Source organism: Luteimonas padinae (assembly GCF_014652935.1).
In the GTDB taxonomy this organism is placed as follows: domain Bacteria; phylum Pseudomonadota; class Gammaproteobacteria; order Xanthomonadales; family Xanthomonadaceae; genus Luteimonas; species Luteimonas padinae.
Genome location: NZ_BMZT01000005.1, coordinates 163,920 through 182,523, shown reverse-complemented (window position 1 = coordinate 182,523; position 18,604 = coordinate 163,920). Strand labels below are relative to the sequence as shown.

The 18,604-nt window shown below is 71.3% G+C and carries 15 protein-coding genes; 4 read left to right on the top strand and 11 right to left on the bottom strand.

Annotation, left to right across the window (positions count from 1 at the left end; translation table 11 throughout):
* Positions 1-9: 9 nt before the first annotated feature.
* From dxs to IE168_RS07395, 10 genes are all read right to left on the bottom strand, one after another.
* Positions 10-1,926, bottom strand: coding sequence for a 1-deoxy-D-xylulose-5-phosphate synthase (dxs, locus tag IE168_RS07440; protein WP_189496767.1), 1,917 nt, complete (start codon positions 1,924-1,926; stop codon positions 10-12).
* 67 nt (positions 1,927-1,993) lie between these two features.
* Positions 1,994-3,205: a hypothetical protein gene (locus IE168_RS07435; protein ID WP_189496765.1), complete on the bottom strand. Its 1,212-nt coding sequence runs from the start codon at positions 3,203-3,205 to the stop codon at positions 1,994-1,996.
* 159 nt (positions 3,206-3,364) lie between these two features.
* Positions 3,365-4,021 (bottom strand): HNH endonuclease, encoded by a 657-nt coding sequence (locus IE168_RS07430; protein WP_189496763.1) that lies wholly within the window; start codon positions 4,019-4,021, stop codon positions 3,365-3,367.
* A 51-nt stretch (positions 4,022-4,072) separates the two neighbouring features.
* Positions 4,073-5,863, bottom strand: a complete 1,791-nt coding sequence (locus tag IE168_RS07425) for an acyl-CoA dehydrogenase C-terminal domain-containing protein (RefSeq protein ID WP_189496761.1) — start codon at positions 5,861-5,863, stop codon at positions 4,073-4,075.
* Positions 5,864-5,903: 40 nt separating this feature from the next.
* Positions 5,904-6,383 (bottom strand): LEA/WHy family protein, encoded by a 480-nt coding sequence (locus tag IE168_RS07420; RefSeq protein ID WP_189496759.1) that lies wholly within the window; start codon positions 6,381-6,383, stop codon positions 5,904-5,906.
* A gap of 63 nt (positions 6,384-6,446) precedes the next feature.
* Positions 6,447-7,976, bottom strand: coding sequence for a Ppx/GppA phosphatase family protein (locus IE168_RS07415; protein WP_189496757.1), 1,530 nt, complete (start codon positions 7,974-7,976; stop codon positions 6,447-6,449).
* On the bottom strand, positions 7,973-10,141 hold the full coding sequence (ppk1, locus tag IE168_RS07410; RefSeq protein ID WP_189496755.1) for a polyphosphate kinase 1: 2,169 nt from the start codon (positions 10,139-10,141) through the stop codon (positions 7,973-7,975). The genes IE168_RS07415 and ppk1 overlap by 4 nt, the downstream gene beginning before the upstream one ends.
* Entirely contained in the window at positions 10,098-11,456 is a 1,359-nt protein-coding gene (gene phoR, locus IE168_RS07405) for a phosphate regulon sensor histidine kinase PhoR (RefSeq protein ID WP_189496753.1), read from the bottom strand. The genes ppk1 and phoR overlap by 44 nt, the downstream gene beginning before the upstream one ends.
* 9 nt (positions 11,457-11,465) lie before the next feature.
* On the bottom strand, positions 11,466-12,155 hold the full coding sequence (gene phoB, locus IE168_RS07400; protein WP_189496751.1) for a phosphate regulon transcriptional regulator PhoB: 690 nt from the start codon (positions 12,153-12,155) through the stop codon (positions 11,466-11,468).
* Positions 12,156-12,245: 90 nt separating this feature from the next.
* Positions 12,246-13,829 carry a M48 family metalloprotease gene (locus IE168_RS07395; protein ID WP_189496748.1) on the bottom strand — a complete coding sequence of 528 codons (1,584 nt, stop codon included), beginning with the start codon at positions 13,827-13,829 and terminating at the stop codon, positions 12,246-12,248.
* Between the two features lie 213 nt (positions 13,830-14,042).
* Between IE168_RS07395 and grxC the strand changes: the two genes are divergently transcribed.
* The 4 genes from grxC to IE168_RS07375 all read left to right on the top strand — a co-directional run bounded on the left by grxC (position 14,043) and on the right by IE168_RS07375 (position 17,436).
* Positions 14,043-14,291 carry a glutaredoxin 3 gene (gene grxC, locus IE168_RS07390; RefSeq protein ID WP_229823245.1) on the top strand — a complete coding sequence of 83 codons (249 nt, stop codon included), beginning with the start codon at positions 14,043-14,045 and terminating at the stop codon, positions 14,289-14,291.
* Positions 14,288-14,665, top strand: coding sequence for a carboxymuconolactone decarboxylase family protein (locus tag IE168_RS07385; protein WP_189496745.1), 378 nt, complete (start codon positions 14,288-14,290; stop codon positions 14,663-14,665). The genes grxC and IE168_RS07385 overlap by 4 nt, the downstream gene beginning before the upstream one ends.
* Before the next feature lie 277 nt (positions 14,666-14,942).
* Positions 14,943-15,956 (top strand): isocitrate dehydrogenase, encoded by a 1,014-nt coding sequence (locus tag IE168_RS07380; RefSeq protein ID WP_189496743.1) that lies wholly within the window; start codon positions 14,943-14,945, stop codon positions 15,954-15,956.
* Positions 15,957-16,107: 151 nt separating this feature from the next.
* Positions 16,108-17,436, top strand: a complete 1,329-nt coding sequence (locus IE168_RS07375; protein ID WP_189496741.1) for a Na+/H+ antiporter NhaC family protein — start codon at positions 16,108-16,110, stop codon at positions 17,434-17,436.
* Between the two features lie 347 nt (positions 17,437-17,783).
* Here IE168_RS07375 and IE168_RS07370 read toward each other — a convergent pair whose 3' ends face one another.
* A complete protein-coding gene (locus IE168_RS07370) occupies positions 17,784-18,545 on the bottom strand; it encodes a Bax inhibitor-1/YccA family protein (RefSeq protein WP_189496739.1) in 762 nt (253 codons plus the stop codon).
* Positions 18,546-18,604 lie beyond the last annotated feature (59 nt).

Here is an 18,604-nt window from a genome sequence, read left to right as displayed (position 1 = left end):
CGGAAAACCTCAGCCCGCCGCGCTGCGAGGGCCCGCGGCGTCGGCCTGGCCGGCCTGCGGCCAGCGGTCGAGCACTGCGGCGCGGATGCCCGCGGCGTCGATGCCGGCCTCGGCCAGCAGGTCCTCGCGGCTGGCGTGGTGCTGGAAGGCGTCGGGCAGGCCGAGGTGCAGCACCGGCAGCAGCACGCGCTCGGCGGCCAGCAGTTCGGAGACGCCCGAGCCGGCACCTCCGGCGACCACGTTGTCCTCGATGGTCACGAAGCCTTCGTGCGTGCGCGCCAGCTCCAGCAGCAGCTCGCGGTCGAGCGGCTTCACGAAGCGCATGTTGACCACGGTCAGGCCGAGCTCGGCGCCCACCGCCTCGGCGGCCGGCACCGTGGCGCCGAAGGCCAGCAGCGCGATGCCCGTGCCTTGGCGGCGCAGCTGCGCCTTGCCGATCGGCAGGGTGTCGAGCGAAGCGTCGGCTGCGATGCCGGGGCCGCTGCCGCGCGGATAGCGCACCGCGGCCGGGCCTTCGAAGCGGAAGCCGGTGGACAGCATCTGCCGGCACTCGTTCTCGTCGGCCGGCGCCATCACCACCATGTTCGGCACGCAGCGCAGGTAGCTCAGGTCGAGGTTGCCGGCGTGCGTTGCGCCGTCCGGCCCGACCACGCCGCCGCGGTCGATCGCGAACAGCACGTCGAGGTTCTGGATCGCGACGTCGTGCACCAGCTGGTCATAGCCGCGCTGGAGGAAGGTGGAATAGATCGCGACCACCGGCTTCGCGCCCTCGCAGGCCATGCCGGCGGCGAGCGTCACCGCGTGCTGCTCGGCGATGGCGACGTCGAAATAGCGCTCCGGGAACTCCTTCGAGTAGCGCACCAGGCCCGAGCCTTCGCGCATCGCCGGGGTGATGCCCATGAGCTTCGGGTCGGCGGCGGCCATGTCGCACAGCCAGTCGCCGAAGACGTCGGTGTAGGTGGGCTTCTTCACCGCGCCGGGCCTGGCCACCACGCCCTGGTCGGGATCGAAGGGCGAGACCGCGTGGTAGCCGATCTGGTCGCCCTCGGCGCGCTCGTAGCCCTTGCCCTTGGTGGTGATGACATGCAGGAACTGTGGGCCCTTCATGCCACGCACGACCTTCAGCGCCGAGACCAGCGCCTTCATGTCGTTGCCGTCGATCGGGCCGGTGTAGTGGAAGCCCATCTCCTCGAACAGGGTGGACGGCAGCAGCATGCCCTTCCAGTGCTCTTCCCAGCGGCGCACAAAGCGCGCGGGCGGCCCGTTCCTGTCGCCGAGCAGCTTCTTGCCGCCTTCGCGCAGCGCGTTGAGCGTCTGGCTGCCGGTGGCGCGGCCGAGCATCTTGGTCAGGCCGCCGACGTTCTCGCTGATCGACATCCGGTTGTCGTTGAGGATCACCAGGATGTCGGGCTCGGGCTCCATGCCGCCGGCGTGGTTCAGCGCTTCGTAGGCCATGCCCGCAGTCATCGCGCCGTCGCCGATCACGGCGACCACGCGGCGGTCGTCGCCGGCGCGCGCCGATGCGATCGCCATGCCCAGCGCCGCCGAGATGCTGGTCGAGGAATGGCCGACTCCGAAGGTGTCGTACTCGCTTTCCTCGCGCTTGGGGAACGGCGCGATGCCGTCCTTCTGCTTCACCGTGTGGATGGCGTCGCGGCGGCCGGTCAGGATCTTGTGCGGATAGGCCTGGTGGCCGACGTCCCAGACGATGCGGTCGCGGGGCGTGTCGTAGAGGTAGTGCAGGGCCGTGGTCAGCTCGACCACGCCCAGGCCGGCGCCGAAGTGGCCACCGCTGCGGCCGACGGATTCGATGAGGTAGGCGCGCAGTTCGTCGGCGATCGCGGGCAGTTCCGCTTCGTCGAATTCGCGGAGGCGGGCCGGGCTGTCGATGCGCGCGAGGCGCGGATGGCGCGTGGAGTCGATCATCCGCGCATTGTAAGACGGTGCGGCGTACCGCGGCGCATGTGCGCCGCCGGGGCGCCGTCGAGCCTGTTCAGCGGTTGCGCAGGCGGCCCAGCAGCCCGACGCGCGCCCTGGCCGGCTCCTCGGCCACGGGCGGCGCTTCGACGGCGGGTTCGGCGAAGCCGGTGGCGAGGTTGGCGTTGATGAAGTCGGCCACGTCCGATTCGGGCACGCCGCTGGCCTGCGCGATCTCGGACAGCGTCGCCGGGCCCTTCATCATCTGGGTGGCGATGCGGAAGTGGCGCGGGTATTCGCGCTCGGTCTGCGGCCACTTGTTGAGCTGGAAGCGGTCGGAGGCGCTGAAGCCGGGCAGCAGCTCGCCCTTGCCCGCGAGCAGGCCACCCAGCCAGCGCAGGCGGGACAGGGGCTGCGGGGCACCGGCGGCCGCGGATTCGCGCAGCCAAGTGGCATCGTCGACCCTCTCGAGTTCGTCTGCGGCGATGACGCCTTCGAAGCATCCGGCCACCGGCTTCAGGGCCGTCGGCCCGTGCCAGGTGTCCGCGCCCGCATCGATCAGCAGCACGGTGCCATCGGCGCCGCGGCAGCGCACGCGCCCGGCAAGTGCGCCCGGCTGAAGCCAGGCCGCGAGGTCGCGTCCGGCTTCGGTGGCCGCGACGGCCGCGGGTGCGGCGTGTGGTGCGGGCTCGTCCGCAGCGGTGGGGGCGGGGTCCAGTGCGGGAGCGGACGCGGACTCTCGCTCGGCCTCGGCCTCGGATGCTGGGGCCGGGTTCGGAGTCGGAGCTTCGGGAACCGAGGACTCGTGTACGGCGTGCCCGGAACCGGAGGTCGCCGCCGGATCCGGAACGGGTTCGACTTCGGGTGCCGCCGCGGGCGCGGTGGTCGCCTCCGTTGCGATCGCCGCGTCGGCTGGCGGTGCCGTGGCCCGGGTGGCGTCCGCGGCCGGCGGCGCTTCGCCAGCGGCCTGCAGTTCGATCCCTGCGGCGCGCGCCACCTCGGCCAGCAGCTGCATCAGCTGCTCGACGTCGAAGGGGCGGCCCAGCCGGAAGTCGGTCTGCGTCCGCGGCGCCGAGGTCAGTCCGATCACGTGGCGGCCGGCGGCGTGCAGCCGCAGCCAGCTCATCGGGCCGTACATGCTGTCCATGTCGACCACGACATGGCCGGCTTCCGCATCGGGGACCAGCGACCAGCGATCGCCGAGGCGCGCGTTGGCTTCCAGGAACGCGGCCTTGAGGGCGGCTTCGGTAGCTGGATCCATCCCGGTCAGGCCGAGGGTCAAGGACATCGCGCGGCATTCCCGACGGTGGTGAGTCGGAGGAGTGTTGCGGAGGCCGCCACCTGCGTCAACGCGCGCTGCGCGGCAGTTCCGGCTGCTGCGCGTCACTCGTGGCGTTGTTTGGTGACGTCTGTCGCGCTTGCGCTGCGAACTGCGGCGCTGCCGTGCTCAGTGCCTGCGGCGCTTCGGCAGCTGGCTGGACAGGAACGCCATCTGGTCGGCCAGGATGTTGCGGTTGGAGAGGATCAGGTGCTCGATCCAGCTCGGGCGGTACGGCACCGCCAGCAGCGGCATCGAAGCCTGCGTGGGCGTCCGGTTGCCCTTGCGCGAGTTGCAGGCGAAGCAGGCGGTGACCACGTTCTCCCAGATGTCGGCGCCGCCGCGCGAGACCGGATGCACGTGGTCGCGGGTGAGTTGCTGGCGGGGATGGCCCTGTCCGCAGTACATGCACAGGTGCTGGTCGCGTGCGAACAGCGCGCTGTTGGTCAGCGCCGGCGTGGGGTCGATGGCCCGGGCGTGGGCATGGCCGCGCGCGGCCACGATCGGATGCAGTTCCACCAGGCTGCGCAGGCCGGTCGCGCGGCTGGTGCCGCCGCGCACCGACAGGCAGGGCTGGCCGAGGGTCCAGGCCACCGCGCCGCGCACGTAGAGGCAGGTGGCTTCCTGCCAGCTCATCCAGTCGAGGGCGCGCCCGTGTGCATCCAAGGCCAGCAGGCGCACGCGTCCCAGCGCCGGGACCCCCGTGCCGGCCACCTGCCGGGACGCCGGCGCTGCCGGGGGTTCAATGCCGCTGACAAGGCGTAGCCGCGCTCTGTCGGGTTCCATGGGAACAACAGCTTATACGCCCATGGTGACAGCTTGTGTAGCGGCGCGGCCTCAGTCGCCGAAGCTGTCGGCGTCGAGCGCCATCAGCGGGCCGGCGCCGGCGCGGATCGCCTCGGCATGGGCCAGCGTGCGCGGCAGGATGCGGGCGAAGTAGAACCGCGCCGCCTCGCGCTTGGCGTCCTTGAACGCCGCAGGCATCGACGAGTCCCGGGCGGCCGCGCGCGCGCGCAGCCACCAGTACGCCAGCACCACGTAGCCGGAATAGAAGAGATAGTCCCAGGAAGCCGCGCCGAGTTCGTCGGGGTTGCCCGCCGCCGCCTGCAGCATCCCGGTGGTGAGTTCGCTCCACTCGACGCACTTCGCGCGCAGGGTGGCGATGTCCGCTGCCAGCTCGCCGTCGCCTTCGTGCGCCGCGCAGAAGGCTTCGACCTCGGCCAGGAACAGCTTCAGGCCGGCGCCGCGCGAGGACGCGGTCTTGCGTCCGGCCAGGTCCAGCGCCTGGATGCCCGTGGTTCCTTCGTAGAGCGTGGTGATGCGGGCGTCGCGCGCCAGCTGCTCCATGCCGTGCTCGGCGATGTAGCCATGGCCGCCGAAGCATTGCAGGGCGTTGTAGGTGTTCTCGATGCCCCATTCGGTCTGGCAGGCCTTGGAGATCGGGGTGAGGAAGCTCACCAGGGTCTCGGCGCGCTCGCGTTCGGCCGCGTCGTCGGCGTGGCTGGCGGCGTCGAGCAGGCTGCCGGCGTGCATCGCCAGCATGCGGCTGCCTTCGGTCAGCGCCTTCACCGACAGCAGCATGCGACGCACGTCGGGGTGGACGATGATCGGGTCGGCCGGCTTGTCGGGGCGCTTCGGGCCGCTGAGCGCGCGCGACTGCAGGCGCTCGCGCGCATAGCGCAGCGCGTTCTGGTACGCACGCTCGGACAGGCCGATGCCCTGCAGGCCGACGCCCAGGCGCGCGGAGTTCATCATGGTGAACATGGCCTTGAGCCCGCCGTGCGCCTCGCCGACCAGCCAGCCCTGGGCGCCGTCGAAGTTCATCACGCAGGTGGCCGAGCCCTTGATGCCCATCTTGTGTTCTATCGAGCCGCAGCGCACCGCGTTGCGCTCGCCGACGCTGCCGTCGCGCGCCACCTTGAACTTCGGCACCACGAACAGCGAGATGCCCTTGGCGCCCGCCGGTGCGTCGGGCAGCTTGGCCAGCACCAGGTGAATGATGTTGTCGGTGAAGTCGTGCTCGCCGGCGGTGATGAAGATCTTGGTGCCGGTGATCGCGTAGGCATCGTCGCCGACGGGCTCGGCGCGGGTGCGCAGCAGGCCGAGGTCGGTGCCGCAGTGCGGCTCGGTGAGGCACATGGTGCCGGTCCAGCGGCCTTCGATCAGCGGCTTGAGGAACACCTCGCGCTGCCAGTCCTGGCCGTGCTGGCGCAGCGCTTCCACCGCGCCGTGCGAGAGCAGCGGGAAGTTGCCCCAGGCCAGGTTGGCGCCGTTGATCATCTCGCTCACGACGGTGCCGACCAGGTGCGGCAGGCCCTGGCCGCCGTGCTCCGGCGCGGCGGTGAGGCCCGGCCAGCCGCCGTCGACGTACTGCGCATAGGCGGCCTTGAAGCCCTCGGGCGTGGTGACGTCGCCGGTGGCGGGGTCGTGGCGGCAGCCCTGCTGGTCGCCGACGGCGTTGAGCGGCGCGAGCACGCTGCCGCTGAAGCGCGCGGCTTCCTCGAGCACGGCGTCGATCACGTCGGGCGTGGCGTCGGCATGGCCCAGCCGGGCGAACTGCGCCTGCGCGTCGAGCACGTCGTCGAGGACGAAGCGGAAGTCGGCAAGCGGGGCGGTGTACTGGCTCATGGGCAGGGAGGATCCTGTCTGTCTGCGATGGGGGACGCGCTCAGCGCAGCACGCCTGCCAGGCCCGGGGCGGGGCTCAGCGCGCTCTTGCGCTTCACGGGGTAGCTGCGGGCGTTGCCGCGGTCGGCGGGGGCCGCGCTGATGGTGCCGTCCAGTGCGTAGTCGACGCCGCGGCCGGCGGCGAGCGTGTCGGCCAGCAGCATGCGGGCGCCGGATGCGGGCTGCATGCGCACGGCGACCACGTCGGCCGACTCCGGCCCGATCTCCAGCGCGGGTGCGTCGGCCAGCGTGCCCGCGGCCTGGCCGCCGACGGTGACCTGGAGGTCGATCGCGTCGAAGCGCATCGGCACGCTGCTGTAGTTCTGCAGGCGCAGGCTGATCGACCAGCTGCCGTCGGCCTGCACGGCCAGCTCCTGGATGCTTGCGGCGGGTTCGGACACGCGGCGCGCGGGACCGCTGGAGCAGGCCGCCGCCAGCGCGACGACCAGCGACAGGACCAGGACGGTGATTCGACGACCCATTGCTGTCTCCGGAATGGATCGCCGGAGCATAGCACCGCTCGATACGGTGGCGGATGGTGCGCGTCAGCCGATGCGCAGCGTGATGCCCAGCGCCGGGATCTCGGCCGGTTCGCCCGCGAGATCCGCCTGCAGCAGCGGGCGTTCATCGAGGTAGCGGGCGGGCAGGCGAAGCTCCAGCGTGGCCCCGCGGGCCACGGCATCGAGGCCGGGGATCTCGGGCCTCTCGTGGCCACGGTGCAGCAGCACGGCCAGCCGCAGCAGGACCGAGAGCTGTCGCGCCGCCGGCAGCAGGCGGTCGGGCAGGGCCTCGAACACGTTCTTCGGCACCTTGCGCCGGTGCGCGCGCACCAGTGCGGCCAGGAACTCCTGCTCCTGGCGCGAGAACCCCGCGATGTCGGAGTGCGCAAGGATGTAGGCGCCGTGGACCTGGTACTGGCTGTGCGCGATGGTGAGGCCGAGCTCGTGCAGGCGCGCGGCCCAGGACAGCATGAGGCGGTCGTCGGGTGTCAGCTGCCAGGCGGGTGCCACCAGGTCGAACAGCCGCAGCGCGCTGGCCTCGACGCGCAGCGCCTGCGCCACGTCGATGCCGTAGCGCTGCACCAGCGCGTCGACCGAGGCCTCGCGCGGGTCCTGGTCGCCGGCGCGGCCGACCAGGTCGTGGAGCACGCCTTCGCGCAGCGCCGCCTTGCTGACCATCATGCGCTGCAGGCCGAGGCTGGTGAACGCCGCTTCCAGCACCAGCAGCCCGCCGGCGATGATCGGCCGGCGTTCGGCCGACAGCCCCGGCAGGTCGATGTCGTCGACGTGGCCGGCGCGCAGCAGCGCGTCGCGCACCACGGGCAGGGCCTCGGCGGTGATCGCGCCCTTGGTGAGCTTCATCGCCGCGCAGATCTCGCCTATCGCCTTGTTGGTGCCCGAGGCGCCGACCGCCTCCTGCCAGCCGAGGCTGCGATAGGTCGCGGCGAACTGCTGGAACTCCACCGATGCCTCGATCAGCGCGTCGCGCCACTTGCGCCGCGACAGCCGGCCGTTGCCGAAGTAGCGCAGCGTGCCGGCGACGGCGCCGAGCTGCACGCTCTCGCGTTCGAGCGTCTCGAAGCCGCGGCCGATGATGCATTCGGTCGAGCCGCCACCGATGTCGAGCACGAGGCGGCGGTGGCCCGGCTTGGGCGGCTGCGCCTGCGCGACGCCGAGGTAGACCAGGCGCGCCTCCTCGCGGCCGGCGACCACTTCGATCGCATGCCCGAGCGCGGTTTCGGCCGGCATCAGGAAGGCCTGCGGCGCCGCCAGCCGGCGCACGGTGTTGGTCGCCACCGCGCGCACGCGGTGCGGCGGGATGTCGCGGATCCGCTGGCCGAAGCGCGCCAGGCATTGCAGCGCGCGCTGCCGCACCTCGGCCTCGAGGCCGCCGCGCGCATCGAGGCCTTCGGCCATGCGCACGGTCTCGCGCAGGCGGTCGACGATGCGCAGCTGGCCCAGCGTGTAGCGGGCCACGACCATGTGGTAGCTGTTGGAGCCGAGGTCGATGGCGGCGAGCATGTCGCCGTCGGCCAAGGGCTGGCTCTGCGACGCCGCGGCGACCGCGGGGCTCATCCGCAGATCCCCGCCAGCAGCGCCGACTGCGCCGAATGCGGCGCTTCGCCGTCGGCCGGGGACACCTGCACGTAGCTGCCGTCGGCCTGCAGTTCCCAGGCGTTGGTGTTGTCGTCGAGGTAGGTCTGCAGCGCTTCGCGAAAGACGCGCGCCGCGATCGCGGGGTCGAGGATCGGGAAGCAGGTCTCGACCCGGCGCAGCAGGTTGCGTTCGAGCCAGTCGGCGCTCGCGCACCAGGTCTCCGGCGCGCCGTCGTTGCCGAACCAGTACACGCGGGTGTGCTCGAGGAAGCGGCCCACGATCGAGCGCACGCGGATGTTGTCCGAGACCCCCGGCACGCCGGGACGCAGGGTGCAGGCGCCGCGCACGATGAGGTCGATCTGCACGCCGGCCTGCGAGGCCGCGTACAGCGCGCGCACCACCTGCGGCTCGTTGAGGGCGTTCATCTTGGCGATGATGCGCGCCGGGCGCCCGCTGGCGGCCAGGCGCGCCTCGCGCTCGATGCGCTCCAGCACGCCGTCGTGCAGGGTGAACGGTGACTGCAGCAGGCGCTCCAGGCGGATCGCGGGCGCCAGGCCGGAGATCTGCTGGAAGATCTGGTGCACGTCGCTGCCGATGTCGGGATCGGCGGTCATCAGGCTGAGGTCGGTGTACGCGCGCGCGGTGCCGCTGTGGTAGTTGCCGGTGCCCATGTGCACGTAGCGGCGCAGGCGGCGGCCCTCGCGGCGCACCACCAGCAGCATCTTGGCGTGGGTCTTGTAGCCGACCACGCCGTAGACCACCTGCACGCCGGCGTCCTGCAGGCGGTCGGCGAGGCCGAGGTTGGCCTCCTCGTCGAAGCGCGCGCGCAGTTCGACCACCACGGTCACGTCCTTGCCGTTGCGCGCGGCCTGCACCAGGTGCTCGACGATCGGCGAGTCGCGCCCGGTGCGGTACAGCGTCTGCTTGATCGCCAGCACGCCCGGATCGGACGCCGCCTGCTTGAGCAGTTCCAGCACCGGGGTGAACGCGTCGAACGGATGGTGGAGCAGCACGTCGCCGGCGGCGAGGCGCTCGAACATGGCGTCGCTGCCGGCCAGCTGGCGCGGCTGGAAGGGCGGGAACTTGAGCTCCGGCCGGTCGGCCTCGTTGTAGACCTGGATGACCCGGTTGAGATTCACCGGCCCGTTGATGCGGTAGACCGCGTTGTCCGGCAGGTCGAAGTTGCGCAGAAGGTCGCGCACGATCGGTTCCGGGCAGTCGGCGGCGATCTCCAGGCGCATCGCGCGCAGGTAGCCGCGGCCGACCAGCTCGTCGCGCAGCGCCAGCGCCAGGTTCTCGACCTCGTCCTCGTCGACGATCAGCTCGGAGTTGCGGGTGACGCGGAACTGGTAGGCACCGCGCACGGCCATGCCCGGGAACAGGTCCTCGACGAATTCGGACAGCATCGCCGAGAGGAACACGAAGTCGTGCTCGCCGCCGGAGACGCGCTGCGGCAGGCGGATGATGCGCGGCAGCGAGCGCGGCGCGCGGACGATGGCCAGGTGGCCGCTGCGGCCGAACGCATCGCGGCCCTTGAGCACCACCACCAGGTTGAGCGACTTGTTGAGGATCTTGGGGAACGGATGGGCCGGGTCCAGGCCCAGCGGCGACAGCACCGGCAGGATCTCTTCGCGGAAATAGGCGCGCAGCCAGCGCCGCTGGCGTGCGTTCCAGGTTTCGCGCGCCAGCACGCGGATGCCGGCATCGGCCAGCGCCGGGCGCAGGACGTCGTTCCAGCAGGCGTACTGCGCGTCCACCAGCTCGGCGGTGCGCTCGTGGATGCGGCGCAGCACGGTCACCGGCGACAGGCCGTCGGGCGCCAGCGGCACGTCGAAGTCCTGCGCGTGGCGCACGGTCGCGGCGCGGATCTCGAAGAACTCGTCGAGGTTGGTGCAGGAGATGCACAGGAAGCGCAGGCGCTCGAGCAGCGGGATCGTGGCGTCGCGCGCCTGTGCGAGCACGCGGAAGTTGAAGTCGAGCTGCGACAGCTCGCGGTTGAGGTAGAGCGAAGGATCGCGCAGGAGATCCTCGGCCTGCGGCTGCGCGGCCACGACGGGCGAGGCGGCGTCGGCCGGGGCCTTCGCGCGGCGCGTGCGCGGGCTAGGCGCCCTGCCTGGAGGCGTGCTGGTCTTGCGGGTGCTCATGGGGATCCTTTCCGCGCTGGACGATGCGGTCCGCGCCGAAGCTGCAGGTGAAGGTGCTGCCGCGGCCGACCTCGCTGGTGATGTCCAGGCGGGCCTGATGCAGCTGCAGCACGTGCTTGACGATGGCGAGCCCGAGGCCGGTGCCGCCGGTCTCGCGGGTGCGGCTGCTCGAGACGCGGTAGAAGCGCTCGGTCAGCCGCGAAATATGCGACTCGGGGATGCCGTAGCCGCTGTCCTCCACCGACAGCGTCGCACCGCCGCCTTCGGACGGGGCGAAGCGCACCACGATGCGGCCCCCGCTCGGGGTGTAGCGCACGGCATTGGCGACCAGGTTGGAGAACGCGCTGTGCAGTTCGCGGCTGGAGCCGAGCAGGTCGACGCCGGCCAGGTCCTCGACCACGATCGCGTGCCGGCCCTGGCTGAGCGCCTCTGCCTCGCGGCGCAGGGTGGACAGCATCGGCCCCATGGCCACGTCCTCGTCCTCCAGCGCGTCCTGCGCCTCCAGCCGCGACAGCGCCAGCAGGTCCTCGACCAGCTGGGTCATGCGCTGCGACTGCCGCCGCATCTCGCCAATGATCGGCTCCCATTCCTCGTTGTCGGCGGGGTCGAGCATGTCGAGGTAGCCATGGACCACGGTCAACGGCGTGCGCAGTTCATGCGAGACGTTGGCGACGAAGTCCCGGCGCACCTGCTCCAGGCGCATCAGCTTGCCGACGTCGCGCGCCACCAGCAGCCACAGCGCGTCGGAGTAGGGGATCAGGCGCAGGCTGATGCGGATCGCCGGGTCGGCGGGCGAGGCGGCGTCGACGATGGGTTCGGCGTGGCGACCGGCGCTGAGCCAGTGCGAGATCGGCAGCGGCTGCAGCCGTTCGACCAGGCTGGCGCCCTTGTCGCGTGGATAGTCGAGGCCGAGCAGGCGGTCGGCGCCGGCGTTGCACCAGATCAGGCGCTGGGTGTTGCGATCCACCACCACCAGCGCGTCCGGCAGGGCGGTGGCGACGGCGCGGTAGGCGCGCATCATCTCCACCAGCCGGCGCTCGCGGCCGCGCACTTCGGCGCGCGCGCGGTGCAGCAGGCGCTCGACGTTGGCCCAGGCGCCGCCGCCCGACCGCGGTGGCGGCAGGCGCACGCGCGCTTCGAGCAGGTACGAGATCCGGCGCAGGCGCAGCAGGTGCGCGGCCAGCAGCGCCAGCGCCGCCAGTGCCAGCGCCGGCCACGGATGGCCCACGGCCAGTCCCGCGAGCACGGCGGCGCCGAGGACCACGGCAAGCGTGGCCAGGGTCCGCTGCCAGGGGGGCTGGAGGGTCGGCGGCATGCCGCCAGTCTAGACCGAGGCGGAGAATCGGTAACCCGCGCCGCGCACCGTCTGCACCATGGCGTCGAGGGTGAAGGGCTCCAGCGTCTTGCGCAGGCGGCGGATGTGCACGTCGACCGTGCGCTCCTCCACGTACACGCTGCCGCCCCAGACGTGGTCGAGCAGCTGCGAGCGCGTGTAGACGCGGTCGGGATGGGTCATGAAGAAGTGCAGCAGGCGGTATTCGGTCGGCCCGATCGAGACCGGCTCGTCGCCGGCGAAGACGCGGTGCGCGGCGCCGTCGATGCGCAGGACGCCGACCGTCACGCTGCCGTCCTCGTCGTCGTCGCGCGAGCGCCGCATCACCGCGCGGATCCGCGCCAGCAGTTCGCGCGCGGAGAACGGCTTGACCACGTAGTCGTCGACGCCGGCCTCGAGGCCGCCGACGCGATCGTTCTCCTCGCCGCGCGCGGTCAGCATGATGATCGGGACTTCGCGGGTCAGCGACTCGCGGCGCCAGCGGCGCGCCAGCTCGATGCCGCTGGTGCCGGGCAGCATCCAGTCCAGCAGGATCAGGTCGGGCACCCGGTCGGCGATCGCTTCCTGCGCCTGCTGGGCGTCGCCGGCATGCACCGGTTCGTAATCGCCCTTGCGCACGGCGAAGGCGACCATGTCGCGGATGGCGGGTTCGTCATCGACGATGAGGATGCGCTTCTGCACGCGGTCACCGCTCGCTTCTGGGGGGTCGGCGCCATTAGACGACGGTTTGGTGACAGTCTGGTGACACTGTCACGAGGCGGCCGGCTGGCCCTACTTGCGCAGGTCGGGGTCGCGGATGCCCTGGCGGCGGAGTTCGAGCACGGTCGGGGTGATGGCGGCGATGCGGGCGTCGATGCGCGCGCGGGCGTAGTAGTCGAGGTCGTCGCGCCGGCGCAGGGTGTTCAGCTGCATCAGCGCCTGCTCGGCGCGGCCGTTCAGGTAGGCGCTCTCCGCCCAGGCCTCGCCCGCGCGCACGGGGTCACCGGCGATCTCGCTGGCGCGCGCGAAGGTGCGCTGGAACACGGGATCGTCCCCGGACGCCGCCATCAGCGGCCGCAGGATGTCCTGGGCGCGGCGGCCGGCCTCGGCGTTGTTGCGCTCGGCCAGCACTTCGGCATAGGCCAGCACCACCGCGCGGTTGCGCGGCATGCGCCGGACCAGCGCTTCGAAGCGGGCGTCGGCGGCGGCGTGGTGGCCCTGGCGGGCTTCGGCCTGGGCCAGGCCGAGCAGCAGCCAGGTGTCGTCGGGGTGCGTGGCCAGCAGGGCCTGGAAGCCGCGCGCCGCCTCGGCGCCGCTGCCGGCGAGCAGTTGCGCCACCGCCAGCCCGTAGCGCTGGGCGTCGTCGAGCGGGCCGGCGCGGCCGAGCCGGCCGTATTCGGCGATCGCCTCGCGGGGTGTGTTGGCGCTCAGCACGCGCAGGCGCTCGCGGACCCAGCCGAACTGGACCGTGGTGTCGGCGGGCCCCGGGACGCCGCCGCCCGCACCCGGGCGCAGGCCCGGCGGCAGCAGCAGGCTGTTCCCGGCCAGGCCGCCGGTGGCGAAGGCGCCGGCCTCGCGTCCCTGGTACTGCTCGGCGAGCTGCCGCGTCTCGCTGATGCGGGTGGTGGTGACCGGGTGCGTGCGCATGTAGTCGGGCAGGCGTTCGCGCTCGCCGCCCTGGTTGGTGCGCGACATCGCCTGCATGCGCTCGAACATGCGCGCCATGGCCGCGGTGTCGTAGCCGCTGCGCGACAGGGTGCGCATGCCGAGCCGGTCGGCCTCGGATTCGTTGGAGCGGGTGTAGTCGATCTGCCGCTGCAGGGCGAGGCCCTGCAGGCTGGCGAGGGCGGCCATGCCGGCGTCGCCGGACGAGCTGCCGCTCTGCGAGGCCACGGCCACGGCGCCCAGCATGGCGAGCAGGAGCGGGATGCTGTCGCGCTGCGCGCGCTCGACGCTGCGCAGCACGTGCGCCTGGGTGACGTGGGCGACCTCGTGGGCGATCACGCCGGCGACTTCGTCCTCGGTCTCCGCCGCCAGCACCAGCCCGGCGTTCGTGCCGATGTAGCCGCCGAGGGTGGCGAAGGCGTTGATCGAACGGTCCTTCATCATGAAGAAGGTGAAGGGCTGGGCCGGCTGGTCGCTGGCGGCCGCCAGGCGGTTGCCGAGGCCGCGCAGCCAGCTGTCGACCAGCGGATCGTCGAGGACGTAGTCGTAGTGGCGCAGCTGCGCCAGCAGCATCTGGCCGTACTCCTCCTGCTGGGCGGGTGCGAGCACGGTGTCGGCGGAGGATCCGATGTCGGGCAGGCGCTGCTGCGCGGCCGAAGGCGCGACGGCGAGCGCGAAGACCATGGCAATGGCGGCGGAAAGCGGGCGCATGTGGATGTGCGGTCGGGTCCTGAAAAGGCTGGGGACAGGATGCGGGCGTGCCCGGCGCAGGGAGTGAATACCGTGTTAATCCGCATGGCCGCGACGCTGCGGCCCGCACGTGCGGGGTGGCTTTCACGCGCCGGGGCCGCACAATCGGACCATCGCCGACCCCGCAAGTTTCCGGAGACCGACTTGAACGAGCAAGCCACCCCCCAGATCACGATGTACACCAGCGCCGTATGCGCCTACTGCGTCGCCGCCAAGAACTTCCTGCGCAGCAAGGGCCTGGAGTGGACCGAGGTGCGGATCGACACCGACCCCGCCGAGCGCGAGAAGATGGTCGCCCTGGCCGGACGCACCTCGGTGCCGCAGATCTTCGTCGGCGACGTCCACGTCGGCGGCTACGACGACATGATGGCGCTGCACCGCGCCGGTGGTTTCGAGCCGCTGCTGGGAGGGAAGGGCGCATGAGCGACGACCGCGTCCGCGCCTTCACCGAGTTCCGCGAGCGCATGAACCAACGCATCCTGGCCGAGCCCAACCAGGTGGTGCGCCGGTTCTTCGCGCTCGATACCCAGGCCTACCAGGCCGGCGCGCTGGACGTGGCGACCAAGGAGCTGCTGGGCCTGGTCGCCTCGCTGGTGCTGCGCTGCGACGATTGCATCAGCTACCACGTGGCCAAGTGCCGCGACGCCGGGGTCGGCCGCGACGCGATGTTCGAGGCCTTCTCGATCGGCCTGGTGGTGGGCGGCAGCATCGTCATCCCGCACCTGCGCCGTGCGGTCGACTTCCTCGACCAGCTCGAAGCCGGCGCCGAAGCCCCCGGCGAGCACGTCCACGGCTGACGCCCACGGCCGCCCGCGTGGGAGCCCCCAAGGAGTCCCCTGTAGAAGCCCCAGGGAGCCTCTGTGGGAGCGGCCATGGCCGCGATCCGGGCGGCTCCCAAGCGGTTCCCGCGGCCGCCGGGCCGGCTTCCGGCGGGTTGCAGGCGCCCGTGGATCACAGCGTCCAGGCCCCGCCGGGCGGCAGGAAACGGCCGCTTTTGGCATAATTGGCCGCTGCATTCCGTCCCCCTGACGCCCCGCATCGCGCCCGGCGTCCCCCCAGCATGGACCCCACTCAATGACCCAGACAATCACGGTCATCCGCGGCGATGGCATCGGCCCGGAGATCATGGACGCCACCCTGCACGTGCTCGACGCGATGAAGCTCGGGCTGGCGTACGAAGAGGCCGACGCCGGCCTGGTGGCCCTCGAGAAGCACGGCGACCTGCTGCCGCAGGCCACGCTGGATTCCATCAGCCGCAACAAGGTCGCGCTCAAGAGCCCGTTGACCACGCCCGTCGGCGGCGGCTTCTCGTCGATCAACGTGCAGCTGCGCCGCCACTTCGACCTGTACGCGAACGTGCGCCCGGCGACCTCGTTCCCGAACACCCGCTCGCGCTTCACCGAAGGCGTCGACATCATCACAGTGCGCGAGAACACCGAAGGCGCGTACACCGCCGAAGGCCAGGAAACCGCGCCCGACGGCAGCTGGGCGGTCTCGATCACGCGCAACACCCGCAAGGGCTCCGAGCGCATCGTGCGCTACGCCTTCGACCTGGCGCGCAGCACTGGCCGCAAGAAAGTCACGGTGGTGCACAAGGCGAACATCCTGAAGTCGACCTCCGGCATCTTCCTCAATGCCGCGCGCGACGTGGCGAAGGAGTACCCGGACATCGAGTGCAACGAGATGATCGTCGACAACTGCTGCATGCAGCTGGTCATGCGTCCCGAGCAGTTCGACATCATCGTGACCACCAACCTGTTCGGCGACATCATCTCCGACCTCTGCGCCGGCCTGATCGGCGGCCTGGGGCTGATCCCGGGCGCGAACATCGGCAAGGACGCGGCGATCTTCGAGGCCGTGCACGGCTCCGCGCCGGACATCGCCGGCAAGGGCGTGGCCAACCCCTGCGCGCTGCTGCTGGGCGCGGCGCAGATGCTCGACCACATCGGCATGGCCGACCGGGCGACGCAGCTGCGCGCGGCGATCGTCGCGACCCTGGAGGCCAAGGACTCGCTGACCCCCGACCTCGGCGGCACGGGCACCACGATGTCCTTCGCGAAGGCGATCGCGGGCCGCGTGGCGGCCTGACCCGTCGCCTGCGCAGGCAGGCCCCGGGCGGATCATGGAACGGGCGCTTCGGCGCCCGTTTCGTTTCTGGAACGCCGGCATCCCGGAGGGCGCCTCGACAGCGCTGGCCCGCGACCGCCACAATCCCGAATCCCTTCATGCGGATAAAGCGATGGAAACCCGCCCCAGCGCCCTGGCGCTGACCCCGCTGCTGCTGTTCCTGGCGCTGTTCTTCGGCAGCGGCCTGTACTTCACGCTGCAGGGCGAGGACATGGGCTTCTACCAGCTGCGCGCACCCGTCGCGATCCTGCCGGCGCTGGCGCTGGCGGCCTGGATCGCCCATCGCCGCGGCGTGCGCGCCGGCGAAACCCTGCTGCGCGGCATGGGCGACCCGAACATCATGACCATGTGCCTGATCTTCCTGCTGGCGGGCGCCTTCGCCTACGTCTCGCAGGCGATCGGTGCCGTCGACGCGGTGGTGGCGCTGGGCATCGGCGCGGTGCCGTCGGCGCTGCTGCTGCCCGGGCTGTTCGTGGTCTCCGCGCTGATCTCGCTGGCCATCGGCACCTCGATGGGCACGATCGCGGCGGTGGTGCCGATCGCGCTCGGCGTGGCCGACGCATCGGGCCTGGACCGCGCGCTGGTGCTGGGGGCGGTGATCGGTGGCGCCATGTTCGGCGACAACCTGTCGGTGATCTCGGACACCACCATCGCCGCGACCCGCAGCCAGGGCGCCGAGATGCGCGACAAGTTCCGCGAGAACTTCGCGATCGCGCTGCCGGCCGCGCTGGTGACCATCGCCCTGCTGGCGTTCCTCGGCGAGCCGGCGCCGGTGACGACGGACGAGCCGGCCTCGGCCTGGCTGGTGCTGCCCTATGTGCTGGTGCTGGTGCTGGCGCTGAGCGGGCTGGACGTGATCCTGGTGCTGGGCATCGGGCTCGCGCTGGCCGGCATCTCCGGCATCGCCCTGTCTCCGGGCTACGACGTGGTGCACCTTGCCGGCGACATCTGGACCGGCTTCGAAGGCATGACCGAGATCCTGCTGCTGTCCCTGCTGATCGGCGGTGTCGGCGCGCTGATGAAGGCCGCCGGCGGCCTCGAGTGGCTGGCGCGTGCGATCGCGCGCTTCGCCCGCGGACATACCGGGCGCCGCACCGGCGAGTTCAGCATCGCCGCGCTGTCGGCGACCGCGGACGTGTTCACCGCCAACAACACCGTGGCGATCCTGGTCAGCGGCGATGTCGCCCGGGACATCGCGCAGCGCCACGGCATCAGTCCGCGCAGGGCAGCCAGCGTGCTCGACATCTTCGCCTGCGTGCCCCAGGGCATCCTGCCCTACGGCGCGCAGATCCTGCTGGCCGCCGGCCTGGCCTCGGTCTCCCCGCTGGCGCTCGCCGGCACCGTCTTCTACTGCTGGATCCTGGTCCTCATCGCCATGGCCTTCATGGCCTGGCCGCGGCGCGCGGACGCCCCGGCGGCGAGCCCGACGCGCGCGGCCTGAGCACCTTCCCGGGCGTTGGCGGGGGCGTGGGAAGCAGATGCCTTGCCACGGATGACGCGGATGGACGCGGATCTACACGGATAGAGCAGGAGCTTCCTTCAGTTTGATCCCGGAACACCGCGTCTGCAGCGGGCTGAAGCCCAGGCGGGTCGCAGCAGTTGCTGCTGCCAGGTTTCCGGCCGCTCCCCGAACCACGGTTGCCCTCCTGCAAAAAACAGCTCTTGCCCGATCCGTGTAGATCCGCGTCCATCCGCGTCATCCGTGGCAAAAGCTTTTCCTTTCTCCCGGCAAAAAAAGCGAAGGGCGCCCGACAAGGCGCCCTTCCTCTCACTGCATGTGCGGGAGGCTCAGTCGCGCGACTGCAGCTTCGCCAGCAGGCGCAGGAATTCGATGTACAGCCAGACCAGGGTGACCATCAGGCCGAAGGCGCCGTACCACTCCATGTACTTCGGCGCGCCCTGCTCGGCACCGGCCTCGATGAAGTCGAAGTCCAGCACCAGGTTCAGCGCGGCGATCACGATCACGAACAGGCTGAAGCCGATGCCGACGATGCCGTTGTCGTGGATCATCGGGATGTTGATGCCGAAGAAGCCCAGCACGATCGTCGCCAGGTAGACCAGCGCGATGCCGCCGGTGGCCGCGACCACGCCCAGCTTGAAGTTCTCCGTGGCCCTGATCCAGCCCGAGCGGTAGGCGAAGAGCAGGGCGAACAGGGTGCCGAAGGTCAGCATCACCGCCTGCAGCACGATGCCTTCGTACAGGTGGTTGTAGAGCGCCGAGATCGCGCCGAGGAAGAAGCCCTCGACCAGGGCGTACAGCGGCGCGGTGACCGGCGCCCATTCCTTCTTGAACACCGTGACCAGTGCCAGGACGAAGCCGCCGATCGCGCCGCCCCACATGTAGACCGAGAAGCCGGGCGCGAGCTCGCCGGGGGCGGCGAACGCCTGGCTCCAGGCGAAGGCCGCCGTGAGCACCGTCAGGAGCAGCAGGAACGCGGTCTTGTTGACCGTGCCGTTGATGGTCATCGCCCCGGCGTCGCGGGAGACGACGGTGCCGCTGCCGAGGTCGAGGAACGTGGAGTCCGACAGGACCGGATTGCCGCTGCGCATGAAGTCCCCCCAAGGGTTCGATGAAAGGTGCCGGCCCCGAGGATACACGGGGTGCGCGG